Annotated in this window: 14 protein-coding genes and 1 tRNA gene; 14 read left to right on the top strand and 1 reads right to left on the bottom strand. The window is 57.0% G+C overall.

What is annotated here, in order from left to right:
- Nucleotides 1-18: 18 nt before the first annotated feature.
- The 9 genes from pth to HNR64_RS14960 all read left to right on the top strand — a co-directional run bounded on the left by pth (nucleotide 19) and on the right by HNR64_RS14960 (nucleotide 9,495).
- Nucleotides 19-606 carry an aminoacyl-tRNA hydrolase gene (gene pth, locus HNR64_RS15000; protein ID WP_204997247.1) on the top strand — a complete coding sequence of 196 codons (588 nt, stop codon included), beginning with the start codon at nucleotides 19-21 and terminating at the stop codon, nucleotides 604-606.
- Between the two features lie 4 nt (nucleotides 607-610).
- A complete protein-coding gene (ychF, locus tag HNR64_RS14995; protein WP_204997246.1) occupies nucleotides 611-1,702 on the top strand; it encodes a redox-regulated ATPase YchF in 1,092 nt (363 codons plus the stop codon).
- Between the two features lie 70 nt (nucleotides 1,703-1,772).
- A tRNA-Met gene (locus tag HNR64_RS14990) sits at nucleotides 1,773-1,849 on the top strand.
- A 469-nt stretch (nucleotides 1,850-2,318) separates the two neighbouring features.
- Nucleotides 2,319-3,995, top strand: a complete 1,677-nt coding sequence (locus HNR64_RS14985; protein ID WP_204997245.1) for an Ig-like domain-containing protein — start codon at nucleotides 2,319-2,321, stop codon at nucleotides 3,993-3,995.
- A 104-nt stretch (nucleotides 3,996-4,099) separates the two neighbouring features.
- Nucleotides 4,100-4,681 carry a porin family protein gene (locus tag HNR64_RS14980; protein ID WP_204997244.1) on the top strand — a complete coding sequence of 194 codons (582 nt, stop codon included), beginning with the start codon at nucleotides 4,100-4,102 and terminating at the stop codon, nucleotides 4,679-4,681.
- A gap of 69 nt (nucleotides 4,682-4,750) precedes the next feature.
- Nucleotides 4,751-5,473: a carboxy-S-adenosyl-L-methionine synthase CmoA gene (cmoA, locus tag HNR64_RS14975; RefSeq protein ID WP_204997243.1), complete on the top strand. Its 723-nt coding sequence runs from the start codon at nucleotides 4,751-4,753 to the stop codon at nucleotides 5,471-5,473.
- Nucleotides 5,470-6,453 (top strand): tRNA 5-methoxyuridine(34)/uridine 5-oxyacetic acid(34) synthase CmoB, encoded by a 984-nt coding sequence (gene cmoB / locus HNR64_RS14970; protein WP_204997242.1) that lies wholly within the window; start codon nucleotides 5,470-5,472, stop codon nucleotides 6,451-6,453. Before cmoA ends, cmoB begins: the two co-directional genes overlap by 4 nt.
- A gap of 188 nt (nucleotides 6,454-6,641) precedes the next feature.
- Nucleotides 6,642-8,105 carry a DUF1631 family protein gene (locus HNR64_RS14965; RefSeq protein WP_204997241.1) on the top strand — a complete coding sequence of 488 codons (1,464 nt, stop codon included), beginning with the start codon at nucleotides 6,642-6,644 and terminating at the stop codon, nucleotides 8,103-8,105.
- A 109-nt stretch (nucleotides 8,106-8,214) separates the two neighbouring features.
- On the top strand, nucleotides 8,215-9,495 hold the full coding sequence (locus HNR64_RS14960) for an aspartate aminotransferase type Ic (protein ID WP_204997240.1): 1,281 nt from the start codon (nucleotides 8,215-8,217) through the stop codon (nucleotides 9,493-9,495).
- 57 nt (nucleotides 9,496-9,552) lie between these two features.
- On the opposite strand, the gene HNR64_RS14955 is transcribed toward HNR64_RS14960, so the two are convergent.
- A complete protein-coding gene (locus tag HNR64_RS14955) occupies nucleotides 9,553-9,894 on the bottom strand; it encodes a DUF1820 family protein (RefSeq protein WP_027874607.1) in 342 nt (113 codons plus the stop codon).
- Nucleotides 9,895-10,063: 169 nt separating this feature from the next.
- On the opposite strand from HNR64_RS14955, the gene miaB reads away from it, so the two are divergent.
- The 5 genes from miaB (at nucleotide 10,064) to HNR64_RS14930 (ending at nucleotide 15,472) form a co-directional block, all read left to right on the top strand.
- Nucleotides 10,064-11,401 (top strand): tRNA (N6-isopentenyl adenosine(37)-C2)-methylthiotransferase MiaB, encoded by a 1,338-nt coding sequence (miaB, locus tag HNR64_RS14950; protein WP_204997239.1) that lies wholly within the window; start codon nucleotides 10,064-10,066, stop codon nucleotides 11,399-11,401.
- Between the two features lie 90 nt (nucleotides 11,402-11,491).
- Nucleotides 11,492-12,463, top strand: coding sequence for a PhoH family protein (locus tag HNR64_RS14945; RefSeq protein ID WP_204997238.1), 972 nt, complete (start codon nucleotides 11,492-11,494; stop codon nucleotides 12,461-12,463).
- Between the two features lie 2 nt (nucleotides 12,464-12,465).
- A complete protein-coding gene (ybeY, locus tag HNR64_RS14940) occupies nucleotides 12,466-12,942 on the top strand; it encodes an rRNA maturation RNase YbeY (protein ID WP_204997237.1) in 477 nt (158 codons plus the stop codon).
- Nucleotides 12,943-12,984: 42 nt separating this feature from the next.
- On the top strand, nucleotides 12,985-13,842 hold the full coding sequence (locus HNR64_RS14935; RefSeq protein ID WP_204997236.1) for a CorC family transporter: 858 nt from the start codon (nucleotides 12,985-12,987) through the stop codon (nucleotides 13,840-13,842).
- Between the two features lie 67 nt (nucleotides 13,843-13,909).
- Entirely contained in the window at nucleotides 13,910-15,472 is a 1,563-nt protein-coding gene (locus HNR64_RS14930) for an FMN-binding glutamate synthase family protein (protein ID WP_204997235.1), read from the top strand.
- Nucleotides 15,473-15,484: the final 12 nt, after the last annotated feature.

Below are 15,484 nucleotides of genomic sequence, written 5' to 3'. Positions count from 1 at the left end.
CTCTGAGCAGGCGCCCACGTGACCCGGATCAAACTGATTGTTGGGCTGGCCAACCCCGGCCAGCAATATCAGCCAACTCGTCACAATGCGGGCGCCTGGTTCGTTACTGAACTGGCCCGACAACAGGGCTGCTCACTTGCGGCCGAAGCTCGCTTTTTTGGCGACACCGGCCGTTGTTTTATCGATGGACAGGACATTCGCCTGCTCATCCCCAGCACCTTTATGAACCGCAGCGGTCAGGCTATCGCCACCATGGCCGGGTTCTTCAAAATCACCCCCGAAGAAATTCTCATCGCTCACGATGAACTCGACCTGCCTCCTGGCAGCGCACGCTTTAAATCGGGCGGCGGTCACGGCGGCCACAACGGCCTGCGTGACACGATTAGCAAACTCGGCAACAACAAGAATTTCCACCGCCTGCGTATCGGCATTGGCCACCCCGGCAGCGCCGACAAAGTGACCGGCTACGTACTGGGCAAACCCTCATCCGATGAGCGAATCGCTATCGATCACTGCATAGATGAGGCATTACGCAGTTTAGCCCCCGCCATTCAAGGCGACTGGGCAAAAGCGATGAATCAACTCCACAGCTACAAACAGGGATAACATCATGGGTTTCAATTGCGGTATCGTCGGCTTGCCTAATGTGGGCAAATCAACACTGTTCAACGCCCTGACCAAAGCTGGCATCGACGCAGAGAACTTTCCGTTCTGCACCATTGAGCCCAACTCCGGCATTGTCGGCGTTCCCGATCCACGCCTAAACGTTTTGGCAGAGATTGTTTCGCCAGAGCGCGTGCTTCCCGCGACGATGGAATTTGTCGATATCGCCGGGCTGGTTGCCGGCGCCTCAAAGGGTGAGGGCCTGGGCAATAAATTCCTCGCCAATATCCGCGAGACCGATGCCATTGCCCACGTGGTTCGCTGCTTCGACAACGACAATGTTATCCACGTGGCCAACAAGGTCGACCCCGCTGCAGACATCGACGTGATTAACACCGAGCTCGCGCTGGCCGACCTCGATGCCGTTGAGAAGCAACTACAGAAAGTCGTTCGCCCAGCCAAAAGTGGCGATAAAGACGCGATTGCCGCCAAGAACCTGCTGGAAAAACTCCAGAGCCACCTGGACGAAGGCAAACCGCTTCGCTCACTTGAGCTGGGCGACACCGAGCGCGCCCGCATGGGCAGTCTGCACCTGCTTACCACCAAACCAACAATGTATATCGCCAACGTCAACGAGGACGGCTTTGAAAACAACCCCCACCTCGACACCGTGCGGCGTATTGCTGAAGAAGAAGGCGCTATCGTCGTTCCCATCTGCAATAAACTGGAATCAGAAATTGCCGAACTGGACGACGATGAGAAAGGCGAATTCCTCGAAGAGCTCGGCATGGACGAAGCTGGCCTCGACCGCGTGATCCGCGCTGGCTATGAGCTGCTAGGCCTGCAAACCTACTTTACCGCTGGCGTAAAAGAAGTCCGCGCCTGGACCATCCCGGTAGGCGCCACGGCGCCACAGGCAGCCGGCAAGATTCACACCGACTTCGAAAAAGGCTTTATTCGAGCCGAAGTCATCGCCTACGACGACTACACCAACTACAAAGGCGAACAGGGCAGCAAAGACGCTGGCAAGTGGCGCCTGGAAGGCAAAGACTACATCGTCAAGGACGGCGACGTCGTGCATTTCCGGTTTAACGTCTAAGCCCCCTCACTCACGCTTGACAAGGCCCGCATAAGTCAGGAAAATGCGCGCCTTCTCGACAGAGAACAGTGGCAAGGTAGCTCAGTTGGTTAGAGCACAACACTCATAATGTTGGGGTCGGCGGTTCGAATCCGCCCCTTGCTACCATTATTCTAAAAAACCACCCAAGCGGTGGTTTTTTTTCGCCTTCAATAAATGCGCCCAAGCTGCCGGGTGGGTGAGAAACGCCGCCCCGGTTCGATGAAATGCGTTGCATTAAATCAATGCGCGGCATTTCAGACGGCAACGCCGCCCGAAGGGGCAAAACAGGCCTTAGCCTATTTTCGTGTATCCAGCTTGTTACCTTGTTAAAAGCTGAGCCGCCAACTTCCGATACGGGTAGCCCCTCTATTTCGCGCTCACCACTGATACCGTATAAGCCCATATAGGGTCGGGATGGCAAAAACTCTATGCTGTTCACAACTTTCCCATACGTGCTAGGAAATAAGCTAATATGCTTTTATTGTTGTGGACTTACTGCGATAAGCTAATCAACGACATACAGTTACCTAAGCAGTGCAGCAGTGATACTTCACCTATAAACAGCACTCGATAATAAAGAACAGAGGAAGAGGTTATGAAGTTCTTGTTCCGCGCCAGCCTGCTGGCATCGACGGCGGCGATCTTAGCAGCTTGCGGAGGCGGCAGTGATGGCGGCCCCAGCCTGACCCCCGGTGGCGGCTCATCAGGAACAGGCGGTTCGGGCCAAACCACTGGCACCACTGAGTACCGTTTCGGTGCATTATCAGGTGGAAGCTTCAGCGCAGGAACAATCTCCACTAACCGCAGCAGCCTGGAAGCGGGCCAAAGCGCGGCGCTTAGCGTGTCGATTATCGACCAAAATGGGAACTTGGTGACAGAGGCAGCGAGCGTTCTGTTTAGCTCTCCCTGTATTGCATCGAGCTTATCAGAGCTCAGCGATAACAATATCGCCAATACCACCGGCACCATTACCACCACTTACACCAGCCGAGGCTGTGACGGCAACGACGTGATTACTGCGCAGACCAGTATTGGCGGAAATTCCTACACCGCGTCGGTACAACTTACCGCAACCCCCGCACCGCTGGGTTCTATCGGCTTCGTCTCTGCCTCGCCCCAGATTATCGGCATTAAGGGCTCAGGCGCCATTCCCGAGCAGTCGGTGGTGTCATTCAAGGTCACCAACTCCAGTGGCGGGCCGGTACAAAATCAAACTGTCGACTTCACCCTAAACAATACTACCGGCGGCATTGGCTTGAGCACGACTCAGGATATTACCGACGCCAACGGTATTGCCTCTACAACGGTAACGGCGGGCACCATTGCCACCACCGTTAGCGTTAGCGCCAAGGCAACTCAAGGCAGCATTGAGAGCACCGCGCAGTCATCAGCACTGGCTGTTACCACGGGCATCCCGGATCAAAACAGCTTTTCGCTAAGCGCCTCCATTCTGAATATCGAAGGCCTGGCCTACGATGGCACAACAACTACGCTAACCATCCGCGCCGCTGACCGCTTTAACAACCCCGTGCCCGACGACACGGCAATCACCTTCCGCGCTGAAGGTGCTTCTGTTCAGCCCAGCTGCACCACTACCGGCGGCGCCTGCTCAGTGGAGCTCACATCTCAGCAGCCACGCCCCGCTGATGGCCGCGTTACTATTTTGGCAACCGCGGTTGGCGAGGAAAGCTTTGTCGACGCCAACCCGTCCAACGGCCAATACGACGACGCTGAAACCTTTACTGACTTACCTGAAGCCTTTTTGGATGAAGACGAAGACGGAGTGTTTGACGCCAACACCGAGCCCTATGTCGACCAGGACAACGAAGGCGACTATGACGGTGCCAATGGCAAGTACAATGGCCTGCTGTGCAAAGGCCCCAGCAACTGCGATACAAACTCGGAACGGGTAACCCTGCGCGAAAGCATTGTTATCGTTCTCTCCGGCTCAAGTTTCAACGTTAACCTCAGCCCAGCCAGCGTTAACTTAGACGGCGGTACGGCAACCGTGGTGGTAAGCATTGCCGACATCAATGGCCAAGTGCCTCCGGCTGGCACCACCATCAAGGTAGAAACCGACCAAGGCACGATTAGCGGCCCAGCGCAGGAGACCATGTTGTCCACGAACGCTCAGGGGCCCGCGGTATTCGCGTTTCGCATTAAACAGGGCAGCAAAGCCGGGCAAGGAACGTTCAGCGTGGAAGTCACCACGCCTAAAGGCGTCATCTCCCGCGCATTTGCCAGTGTGAATCAGACCGTCACACCACCATAAGCGGTTTCCAGACGACAGCTAAAACCACTTGCCGGGGCTAACAATGCCTCGGCAAGCTGGTACACTTCCCAGCCAATATCCATTGGACCTTCTGGGAACACCCCATGCTACGACCGCATATCCTGTACACCCTGCTGTGCTCAATTGTATTACTTTCGTCGGCTGCTCAGGCTGAGCCCCGCCATTACTCCTACCTTGAAGCCGCCTTCGCTTACCAAAGCACCGATTGGGGGCCTTACGAAGAAGAGGAGAACTTCACCTTCCTCGCCAGCGCCGAGGCGTTTGACTATTTCCACGTACACGCCCGCTACAACGATGGTGATACCTATATGCCGCGGGGCGTTATTCAAGATGGCTGGTGGACCTACGGCATTGGCGCTCACTACTATCTTAACAACAGCACCTCAGTGCTGATCGGTGCCGACCGCCACGAGATGGACTCTCAGAGCCGCCGACCCAATCAACGCGGCTGGGAATATAAAGTGGGTGTACGCCACGATATCAATGCACGCTGGCGCCTTACGTTGGAAGCCGGGGAACACAATGTTGTGGTTGATGACGACACCACCTTTATCTTCGAAACGCTGTACCACCCTCGTCCGGATATCGGTTTCTCCTTCCGCGTAAGGGACTACGACAAGCTTGATCTAAGCTCCTACGAATTTGGCGCACGCTGGAGCTACTAACAGGCGTGGCAGCGCTGAGCAATTCACCGGCACTGTGCTAAAATCGCCATCTTTATTCAGCGCCCGCCCATGAGCAAATCAGACACCATTTACGCAAGGCCTCACAAAGCCTTGCAGCGCTTCGCCTTCGACGAGCAAGTTGTCGAGGTCTTCCCGGATATGATTCAACGATCGGTCCCGGGCTACGCGACGATAATTGCCATGACCGGCGTAATGGCCGGTCGCTATGCTCAACCAGAGAGCAACTGCTACGATCTCGGCTGTTCACTCGGCGCCAGCTCGCTCGCCATGGCGCGGGAAACTCAGGGGCGCAATATCCAGCTGATCGGTGTTGATAACTCGGCTGCAATGATCGAGCGCTGCCGTGAATACTGTCAGCAGTCCAATACCGACATCCACCTGCGCTGCGAATCCATTCAGGAAACAGAGATACGCAATGCGTCGGTTGTCGTACTCAATTTTACGCTGCAGTTTGTCCCTGAGGCTGAGCGCAATGCCTTGTGTCAGCGCATCAGCGACGCCATGCGCCCCGGCGGCGTATTGATCCTGTCAGAGAAGATCCGCTTTGCCGACCCCCACCTGCAGGAGCTAAACACCGACCTTCACCACGCCTTCAAGCGCGCCAACGGTTATAGCGAAATGGAAGTCGCACAAAAGCGCAGCGCACTGGAGAACGTTCTTATTCCCGAGACGCTGAGCCAACACCAAAGCCGCCTAAAAAACTGTGGCTTCACCAGTGTGGACGTCTGGTTCCAGTGTTTTAATTTTGCCTCGATGGTTGCCGTAAAATGAGCCACCCGCGGATGAACTACCAGGCCTTCCTCAGTAAACTTGCGGGCAACGAAAACCTCGCCGCCTGGGCAAACCAACTGCCAGACCAGATTGACGCGGGCCTCAACCCCAAACGCTACGGTGACCTGCCCCGCTGGCAGCAAGCACTGAGCGCACTCCCCGAGCTCACCTCACGCACCATTGATATGAACACCTCGCGCGTGGGCGCGCGCGGCGACATCACCCCGCAACAAAGCGAGCAGTTGCGCGAGGCCCTGATGGGCTTGCACCCCTGGCGAAAAGGGCCCTTTGAGCTTTTTGGCGTGCATATCGATACAGAGTGGCGCAGCGACTGGAAGTGGGAGCGCCTCAAAGACCATATTGCCCCCCTCGCCGGACGAACCGTTTTAGACGTGGGCTGCGGCAGCGGCTACCACTGCTGGCGAATGCGCGGCGCCGGTGCAGAGCTGGTCGTCGGCATCGACCCCACGCCCCTGTTTGTCGTGCAATACTTTGCCCTGCAACACTATTTGCAAGACCCATCAGTCGCGGTGCTGCCGATGGGCATTGAGGCCCTGCCGGAAAAACTGGCGGCCTTCGACACCGTATTCTCAATGGGGATTTTGTATCATCGTCGTTCCCCCTTCGACCACCTAATACAATTGCGAGAAGCACTGGTCAGCGGTGGAGAGCTCGTGCTGGAAACCCTGATCATCGACGGCCAGCTCGGCGAATGCCTGGTTCCCGAAGGCCGCTACAGCAAGATGGGCAACGTCTGGTTCCTGCCCAGCACGGCCACGCTAGAAAGCTGGCTCAGTAAAGCCGGGTTCAAAAATATCCGGGTAGTCGATGTTGCGCAGACCACCACGGGCGAGCAGCGACGCACAGAGTGGATGCGCTTTCACTCCCTGGCGGAATTTTTGGACCCCGACAACCCTCAGCTAACCGCCGAGGGCCACCCTGCGCCCAAGCGGGCCGTCCTTCTTGCCGAAAAACCGTAAGCCCCAGCCAGCCGCGTGCCTACACGAAAATCTCGCACTGCGACACAGTGTTATTAGACATTGTTCATGCTTTGAGAAAAAATAGCCGTGGTGACAAGTGGCCATTTTTCAATCTATGGTACATTGCAGTAATGTGAAAGCCGCACTCATACCAGTGCTCGCTGACAATAAAGGACGCGCCCCATCCCATGGACGCAAAACAAGCGGATACAGTGATAGCGACAATGAGCTCGCTGACCAGCCGGTGGTTTGACGACCATCTGTACCGCTATTTGGAGCGCCTCCAAGACAATTTTCACCGCCGCGCATTAACGAGCAAGCACCCTGACGAGCAGCAGGCCCTACTGACGCAGCAACGGCATATCCGCAGCGGTCAAGACGAAGCCTACCGACTGTTCTCGCGACACCTGCAGCACAATATTCGTGCCGCCCGCCCTTACACCATGGGCGGGCATAGCAAGCTGGACCAACTGCTCGCCCGCAGCCAACAGCTGGGTAACGACGAACTGGAGAACGCCTGCGCAAGACTGTGCCGCGCCATCTCCCCCATGGCATTGCTGGCCAGCTTCCAACACCTGGCCAAGCCACTGCGGATTGATCCCGCCCACCTCAGCCAATGCCTGTCGCTGTTTAATGTTCTGATTTTGCGCGAAGCCCCCTTGCTCTACCAGCAGCTGCTGGCAGAACTAAATGGCGGCAACGCAGAAACAAGCAAAGGCATAGAAGGCTGGATCGCCCATATCGAGCAGCAGCTAAAACAGCAAAATCTCAGCGCCCAACAACGCGCACTCAACGAGCTGCGCTTACAGCGCCTGCGGGGCCGCAGCCGCCCACAGGGTGACAGCAGCACCCTCAGCGACCAACAGCTTATTCGCGAAGCCGCCGCGATATTCGGGCGCAGCCATGTGAATCGTCGGCAGCTATCCGCGAGCATCCTGGCTTCGCTGAACACCCTGCAAACCATTGTTAGCAGTGTTGCACTGCGCGACCGTCAGTTATTTCTCAACCCACTACATCCTGCGCGCCAAATCAGTCACCAGTTGGTCGCAAGCAGCGAACGATGGCAGCACGCTGACCCGAGTTTGCAACAGAATTTCGAACGCGCCACCCGCGATATCGTCAAACAACTCAGCGGGCAAACGCCGTCTAGCGCAGACTTCAACGCGCTGCAGGAATCCGTGGATCAATGCTGCCAGCAGTTAGTGCAAAGCGCGAAACTCAACGACCGACGAAAGCTGCACGCCGAAGCGGGTAAACGCAGAATTACTCGGCTGCGCCGCAAGGTGCACGCCCTCATTGACCAGAAAACCCACGGCACCACGCTCCCCGCCAGTGTCGACAATTTGCTGTACGGCCCGATGACCAGTATTTTGCTTTACCACTGGCTCCGCCACGGCAGTAACAGCGACGCCCTGCGCCGCAACCTCGGCCTGGTCGATGACATCTTGTGGTACATCAAGCCCCACCGCGACTGGGCACTGTTGCGTAAAGCCAAAGACATGGGCGGTGATATAGAGCAGCGCCTACTCGACGGGCTCAAACGCATCAACCTCGACGACGACAGCGCCCGCTCCCTGGTTGACGAGCTCCACCAACTCAGACTCATTGCCTCCGGCATGTCGGGAATCAGCGGCCAAAGCGATCGACCTTGATCTGTGCCTTACTGCGGCTAGTTAAAGCAGTTATACTAAGCGGCCTCGATACACCCAGTGTGTCGCGCGACTATCCAGCCAACGCTTAGTGCATTTTAAGGTGACGATCTTGCAACTCGACCAAGCATCTACGGAACAATTACGCGAATGGGAAAGCGCTCTCAGCGCAGAGTACGAACAGCATAAAGCCGCAGGGCTTAGCCTCGACCTGACACGGGGAAAACCCAGCAGCGACCAACTTAGCCTGTCCGACGCTATTCTCGGCGTGCTCGGCAATGACCTGAGCAACGACGGCGGCATCGACCTGCGCAATTACGGCGGCCTGGATGGCATAGCAGAGTGTAAGCGCCTCTTCGCGCCGGTATTAGACGTCAACGAAGACGAGATTCTCATCGGCGGCAACAGCAGCCTTACGCTGATGTATTTCGCGGTACTGTTTGCATCACAAATGGGCTTTGGCGACCTCGGCAAAGGCTGGAAAGCAGGCGGCGATACCGTCAAATTTCTTTGCCCGGTTCCCGGTTACGACCGTCATTTCTCCGTATGCGAACACCTGGGCATCGACATGATCCCGGTGGCGATGAACGACAACGGCCCAGACATGGACCAAGTAGAGAGCTTGGTGAAGGCCGATTCCAGCATCAAAGGCATCTGGTGCGTTCCCCGCTTCAGCAATCCCACCGGCATTGTTTACAGCGATGACGTGGTAGCGCGCATTGCCAAGCTGGCAACACTCGCCGGCGACAATTTCCGCGTTTTCTGGGACAACGCCTACGCGGTACACAGTTTGAGCGACAACGCGCCCAAACTGGCCAGCCTGATGGCTGCGGCCCGCAAAGCGGGTACTGAAGACAGCGTGTACTTGTTTGGCTCGACCTCTAAGATCACCTACGCTGGCGCAGGTGTCGCCTTTGTCGGTATGTCTGCCGCCAACCTCAAAGCCTTTAAAGCCCACTTAGGCATGACCCAAATTGGCCCGGATAAAGTCAACCAGTTGCGCCATGCCCGCCTGCTTAAAGACAGCGACGGCCTGGCTGACCACATGCGCCAACACGCCGCCGTGCTAAAACCGCGCTTCGACAGCGTACTCAAGCACCTGAACGAAGGCATTGGCGACAGCGGCCTGCTCAGCTGGACAGCGCCCCAGGGTGGCTATTTTATTTCTGTGGATACCCTGCCGGGCCTGGCAAAACAAGTTGTGGCGATGGCAGCCGACGCCGGTGTAAAACTCACCCCGGCTGGCGCAACCTTCCCCTATGGCCAGGATCCAGAAGATCGCAATATCCGCATTGCACCCAGCGTACCCTCGCTGGAGGAAATTGACCGCGCGATGCAGGTGTTCGTCAACTGCGTAAAACTGGCCTCGGTCAGACAGCGCCTCGCCAACTAGGGCCGTTATCGGCGCAATAAAAAAGGGGCCGATTGGCCCCTTTTTCAATTGTGCGCCCTACTCGCCCGAGGGCCCCTTAGGTATCGGCTGACCGCCCATGGGGAAATGCCGCACATTGCTGCCACCCTCGGCATCCAGAATCTTGCCCGGCCCCTCTTTTTCCACTTCATCCACACGAATAATCGAGTGCATCGGCAGGTAACTGCGAGTCACACCACTGAACTCATTTTTCAGTTTTTCTTCACCCGGATTGACGACAATTTGCCCTGGATCACCGAAAACAAACTCTTCAACCTCAATAAAACCGTACAGCTCGCTCTGGTATATCGCGCGGGCATACAGCTCATACACCTGGTTGTTGTTGTGAAAAATCACCTTATAGATTGGGGACTTAGCCATAAAGCACACAGTTCTCTAGCAAACAGTAACGATCTCGCAAGCGCAAAAGCGACCGCTCGCGCGGCGGCGGATCATACCACATGTCATCTCAAAGCACCGAACTCATTGGGCTTTAGCCGTTGACACCGCTATAATGTCGGCCCATTTTCTATCGGCTTGTCGCCACACCATGACTGAGAAAACCAAAAAACTGTATATCAAAACCCACGGCTGTCAGATGAACGAGTACGACTCCGCGCGTATTCAGGATCTGCTGGGCGTCAGTCACAACCTGGAGCCTACCGACAATCCCGAAGAAGCCGACGTCTTGTTGCTGAATACCTGCTCCATTCGCGAGAAAGCGCAGGAAAAAGTGTTCCACCAACTTGGCCGCTGGAAAAAACTGAAAGACAAAAACCCCGACCTGCTGATTGGTGTTGGCGGCTGCGTCGCCAGCCAGGAAGGCGGCGATATTGGCCAGCGCGCGCCCTACGTTGACGTTATTTTTGGGCCGCAAACCCTGCACCGGGTGCCGGAGATGATCGACCAGCGCAAACCCGACGGCCCAGTGGTGGTGGATGTCACCTTCCCCGAGATCGAAAAATTCGACAGCCTTCCCGAGCCCAGCGTCGACGGCCCCAGTGCCTTTGTCTCCATCATGGAAGGTTGCTCCAAGTACTGCACCTTCTGCGTCGTTCCCTACACCCGGGGCGAAGAAGTCAGCCGGCCCTTTGACGACGTGATTGCCGAAGTGGCCCAGCTGGCCGCCAAAGGCGTGCGCGAAGTGAACTTGTTGGGGCAAAACGTCAACGCCTACCGCGGCGAAAACCACGAAGGCGAGATCGTCGATTTCGCGGAGTTGCTCGGCTTTGTCGCCCAGGTGCCCGGCATTGACCGCATACGCTATACCACCTCGCACCCGGTTGAGTTTAGCGACGCCTTAATTGAGGCCTACCGCGACATCCCCGAGTTGGTGGACCACCTCCACCTGCCCGTGCAAAGCGGCAGCGACCGTATTCTCGCGGCCATGAAACGCGGCCACGTTCAGCAGGAATACCGCGACAAAATCGCCAAACTGCGGGCAATCAGACCGAATATCAGCCTGTCTTCCGACTTTATTATCGGCTTTCCCGGCGAGACTGAAGACGACTTTAACGACACCATGAAGCTCATCGCCGACATCGGCTTCGACCACAGCTTCAGCTTCATATACAGCGCCCGCCCCGGCACACCTGCCGCCCAACTGGATGACGACACTCCCGAGGCAGTGAAGAAAGAGCGCCTACAACGTCTGCAGCACCGTATTCTGCAGCAGGCTAACCAGATCAGCCGGCAGATGGTCGGCACACGGCAGCGCATTCTGGTGACCGGCGTCTCCAAAAAGGATCCAGGCCAGTTACAGGGGCGTACCGAGAACAATCGCGTCGTTAACTTTTCGGCGACCAATCACGCCCTGATCGGCGATTTTGTCGACGTAGTGATCACCGAGGCACTGCCGAATTCACTGCGCGCCGAATTGCTGAACTAGGCATCGGTTTTTGCCGATTCTCGTCAGCGAAGAATCGGCGTATTGTTAAGCCATTACTACTTGATCGCCAATGCGACACGCGGAGCACCATTGACAGCACAAGCGACACAGCGCGTTCTCACTCTCGAACCCAGCGACAGCCAGCACCTTTCGGCACTGTGCGGACGCTTAGACGAACACCTCAAATTGATCGAAGAACGCCTTCAGGTGCACATCGCTGCGCGCGCCAATACCTTTCAGATTAGCGGCGAAGAGCGCGCCGTCGACGAAACAGTGCAACTGCTCAAACACCTTTATCGCGAGAGCGTCTCCGGCACAACACTCAACCCCGAGGCCATTCACCTTCGTATGCAACAGTCACACCTGGAAGAGCTGCCCCGCTCAGATAATGAGCCCGTCGTTATTCGCACCAAGAAGGGCAGTATCAAACCCCGCGGCGGTAATCAGCAGGGCTATGTGCGCGCGATTCAGAGCAACGATGTCAATTTCGGCATTGGTCCGGCCGGTACCGGTAAAACCTATCTCGCCGTTGCCTGCGCGGTTGAGGCGTTAATATCCCATCAGGTACAACGCATCCTGCTGGTCAGGCCTGCGGTAGAGGCCGGCGAAAAGCTCGGCTTCCTGCCCGGTGACCTAGCGCAGAAAATCGATCCCTATTTGCGCCCGCTGTACGATGCACTCTACGAGATGCTCGGCAACGACACCGTCACCAAGCTGATCGAGCGCAATGTGATTGAGATCGCGCCCTTAGCCTATATGCGCGGCCGTACGCTGAACGACTCCTTCATTATTTTGGATGAGGCGCAAAATACCACCCGCGAACAAATGAAAATGTTCCTCACCCGTATTGGCTTTGGCTCTACAGCCGTCATCACTGGCGATGCCACGCAGATCGACTTGCCGCGCGGCACACCCAGCGGCCTCACCCATGTAATGAAGGTTCTCGACGATGTCGAAGGGATCAGCCTCACCTATTTTCAGGCCAAGGATGTGGTTCGCCACCCGCTGGTGCAGAAAATTGTCGAAGCTTACGCCGCGTTTGACGACGAGACCGCTCGCTAGCAATGGCTGACAGCAACCCGCTTGAACTGGAGGTGGACCTGCAAGTGGCCTGCGACCCGCAGCCGGGACTGCCCAGTGAGCAGCAACTGCGCGACTGGGCCAGCGCCGCACTCACCAATCGCCGCGATCAGGCGGAGCTGACCATTCGCCTGGTCGACGAGCAGGAAAGCCAGGCCCTCAATCGCGACTACCGCGGCAAAGATGCCCCGACCAATGTGTTGTCGTTTCCCATCGACCTGCCCCCCGAGCTTGAGCTGCCATTACTCGGCGACCTGGTTATCTGTCGGCAAGTGGTTGAACGCGAAGCGCATGAGCAGGGCAAGGCGGTAAGCGATCACTGGGCGCATATGGTAATTCACGGTACACTCCACCTACTCGGTTTTGACCACATTGACGATGATGAAGCCGAGGAAATGGAATCTCTTGAGACTGCGCTGTTAAAGCAGCTCAATATCAATAACCCCTACGAGGCGCAGTAAGCGCCGGGCGACTAGGCCACAGCGAGGACAGCACACAAAATCATGAGCGAAGACCGATCTAGCAGCGATCCGGGTGACAAATCCTGGATCGAAAAAATTGCCCATGCATTTTCCTCTGAACCCAAAACCCGCGAAGACCTGCTCGATGTATTAGCCGTTGCTCGTCAGAATGAAGTGATTGACGACGACGCCACCAGCATCGTCGAAGGCGCCATGCATATCAGCGAAATGCAGGCGCGGGAAATCATGATTCCCCGGCCGCAAATGGTGGTGCTGAAGATCGAGCAACCCCTCAGCGAACTGCTGCCGATCATCATGGAAACCGGCCACTCCCGCTACCCCGTTATCGGCGACACACTGGACGAGGTCTTGGGCATATTGCTGTCCAAGGATCTATTGCCCCTGCTGTGGAAAACCGGCAACACCGACGACATCGACCTGCGCACCGTGCTGCGTCCCGCCACCCTGGTACCAGAGAGCAAACGCCTGAATGTGCTGCTGCGTGATTTCCGCGAAAAGCGCAACCACATGGCCGTTGTCATCGACGAATACGGTGGCGCCGCAGGACTAATTACGATCGAGGACATCCTCGAGCAGATCGTTGGCGACATTGAAGACGAATACGACGAAGAAGACGACCTGCCGATCCGCAAGATCGCCGATAACGACTTCGTGGTAAAAGCGCTCACGCCCATTGAAGAGTTCAACACCTACTTCAATGCAAATTTAAGCGACGACGAATTCGACACCATCGGTGGCTTGCTACTGCAGTCCTTTGGCCACCTGCCCAGCCGCAATGAAGTGGCCCAGCTGGAGCATTTCGAATTCAAGGTGGTCAATGCCGACCACCGCCAGATTCATTTGCTGCGCATGCGCGAGCTGGCCAAGGACGACGCGTAAAAACTTGAACTCCCCTCGCGCTTACGGTCTACAATAGCCGGGCAGCGCCGCCCAAGAGGGGAGTTTTATGCCAGACAGCAGCACACTTGCGTCACTTAATGCCATTGCCCACAGCATTATTAGCTACAGCGCATTGGTAATCGTGGGTTTAATCGGGGCCGGGCTTATCTACCTCGCCGTGCTCTACTACCGCGACGTCACCCAAACTCAGCACGCCATTCGTCGAAACTACCCGCTGATCGGTCGCTTTCGCTATTTCTTCGAACACCTCGGCGAATTCTTTCGCCAGTATTTCTTTGCCATGGACCGCGAAGAGCTGCCCTTTAATCGCTCCCAACGCTCCTGGGTATACCGCGCCGCAAAAAATATCGACAACACTGTCGCCTTCGGTTCTACGCGACCACTGAACCACAGCAACGAAGTGCTGTTTATGAACTGCCTGTTCCCCACGTTAAGTGAAGACGCCGCACCCACCCACAGCGTAACCATTGGCGAAGGCTATTGCCGCGAACCTTTTAGCAGTGCCGCCATATTCAATATTTCCGGCATGAGCTATGGCGCCATTTCCAAACCGGCGGTGCAGGCCCTGGCCGCCGGCGCGCGCGAAGCCGGAATCTGGATGAACACCGGCGAAGGCGGCCTCACCCCCTATCACCTGGAAGCGGGCTGCGACATCGTCTGCCAAATAGGCACCGCTAAATACGGCGTGCGCGATGCCGAGGGCAGACTCAGCGACCAACGCCTTGCCGATCTTGCCAGCCACCCGCAAGTACGCATGTTCGAGCTGAAACTCAGTCAGGGCGCCAAGCCCGGCAAAGGGGGCATTCTGCCCGGCGGCAAAGTCACCGAAGAGGTCGCCACCATTCGGGGCATCCCCGTTGGCCAGGATTCCATCAGCCCCAATGGCCACCCGGATATTCGCAGTATCGACGACCTGCTCGACACCCTGGCGCGCATCCGCCGCGTTACCGGCAAGCCGGTGGGTTTCAAAATGGTGCTGGGCTTCAGCGAGTGGCTGGACGAGCTGGGCGAAGCCATTCACCGCCGCGGGCTGGAATTTGCCCCCGACTTCATCACCGTCGACAGCGCCGACGGCGGCACGGGCGCGGCCCCGCAGAGTTTGATCGACTATGTCGGCCTCCCTCTGCGCCGCAGCTTGCCGCTGGTGGTCGACAAGCTCAACGAGTACCGCTTGCGCGAGCGGGTAAAAGTGATCGCCTCGGGCAAAATGATCAACCCCGCCGAGGCAGCCTGGGCGATTTGCGTTGGCGCAGACTTTATCGTCAGTGCCCGCGGCTTTATGTTTGCCCTGGGTTGCATCCAGGCATTGCAGTGCAACAAGAACACCTGCCCAACCGGCATCACCACACATGACCCGGAGCTACAGCGTGGCCTTGTGCCCGCCGACAAAGCTGCCCGGGTGGCCAATTACGCCAAAAACCTAATGCATGAAGTGGGGGTTATCGCCCACTCCTGCGGCGTTCGCGAAGCCCGCTCACTGCAGCGCAAACACGTGTATCTAATAGACGAACGCGGCGTTCCCGAGCCACTGAGCCTGCGCTACCCGGACAAAACGCCGCGCCCCGAATACCTGATCGCCAGTACCGCCGACAAGGCACTTACCCCCTGACCCAGCGACCGA

The sequence above is a fragment of the Spongiibacter marinus genome (genome assembly GCF_016906995.1).
In the GTDB taxonomy this organism is placed as follows: domain Bacteria; phylum Pseudomonadota; class Gammaproteobacteria; order Pseudomonadales; family Spongiibacteraceae; genus Spongiibacter; species Spongiibacter marinus.
Note: the sequence above shows the minus strand (reverse complement) of the source record. Positions and strands in the feature narration are given on the sequence as shown.

Coding starts and splice junctions, on each gene's coding strand:
- miaB (WP_204997239.1), top strand. CDS start 10,064: ATGACTGAGAAAACCAAAAAACTGTATATCAAAACCCACGGCTGTCAG.
- HNR64_RS14930 (WP_204997235.1), top strand. CDS start 13,910: ATGCCAGACAGCAGCACACTTGCGTCACTTAATGCCATTGCCCACAGC.
- cmoA (WP_204997243.1), top strand. CDS start 4,751: ATGAGCAAATCAGACACCATTTACGCAAGGCCTCACAAAGCCTTGCAG.
- cmoB (WP_204997242.1), top strand. CDS start 5,470: ATGAGCCACCCGCGGATGAACTACCAGGCCTTCCTCAGTAAACTTGCG.
- HNR64_RS14935 (WP_204997236.1), top strand. CDS start 12,985: ATGAGCGAAGACCGATCTAGCAGCGATCCGGGTGACAAATCCTGGATC.
- ybeY (WP_204997237.1), top strand. CDS start 12,466: ATGGCTGACAGCAACCCGCTTGAACTGGAGGTGGACCTGCAAGTGGCC.
- HNR64_RS14985 (WP_204997245.1), top strand. CDS start 2,319: ATGAAGTTCTTGTTCCGCGCCAGCCTGCTGGCATCGACGGCGGCGATC.
- HNR64_RS14965 (WP_204997241.1), top strand. CDS start 6,642: ATGGACGCAAAACAAGCGGATACAGTGATAGCGACAATGAGCTCGCTG.
- HNR64_RS14955 (WP_027874607.1), bottom strand. CDS start 9,894: ATGGCTAAGTCCCCAATCTATAAGGTGATTTTTCACAACAACAACCAG.
- HNR64_RS14980 (WP_204997244.1), top strand. CDS start 4,100: ATGCTACGACCGCATATCCTGTACACCCTGCTGTGCTCAATTGTATTA.
- ychF (WP_204997246.1), top strand. CDS start 611: ATGGGTTTCAATTGCGGTATCGTCGGCTTGCCTAATGTGGGCAAATCA.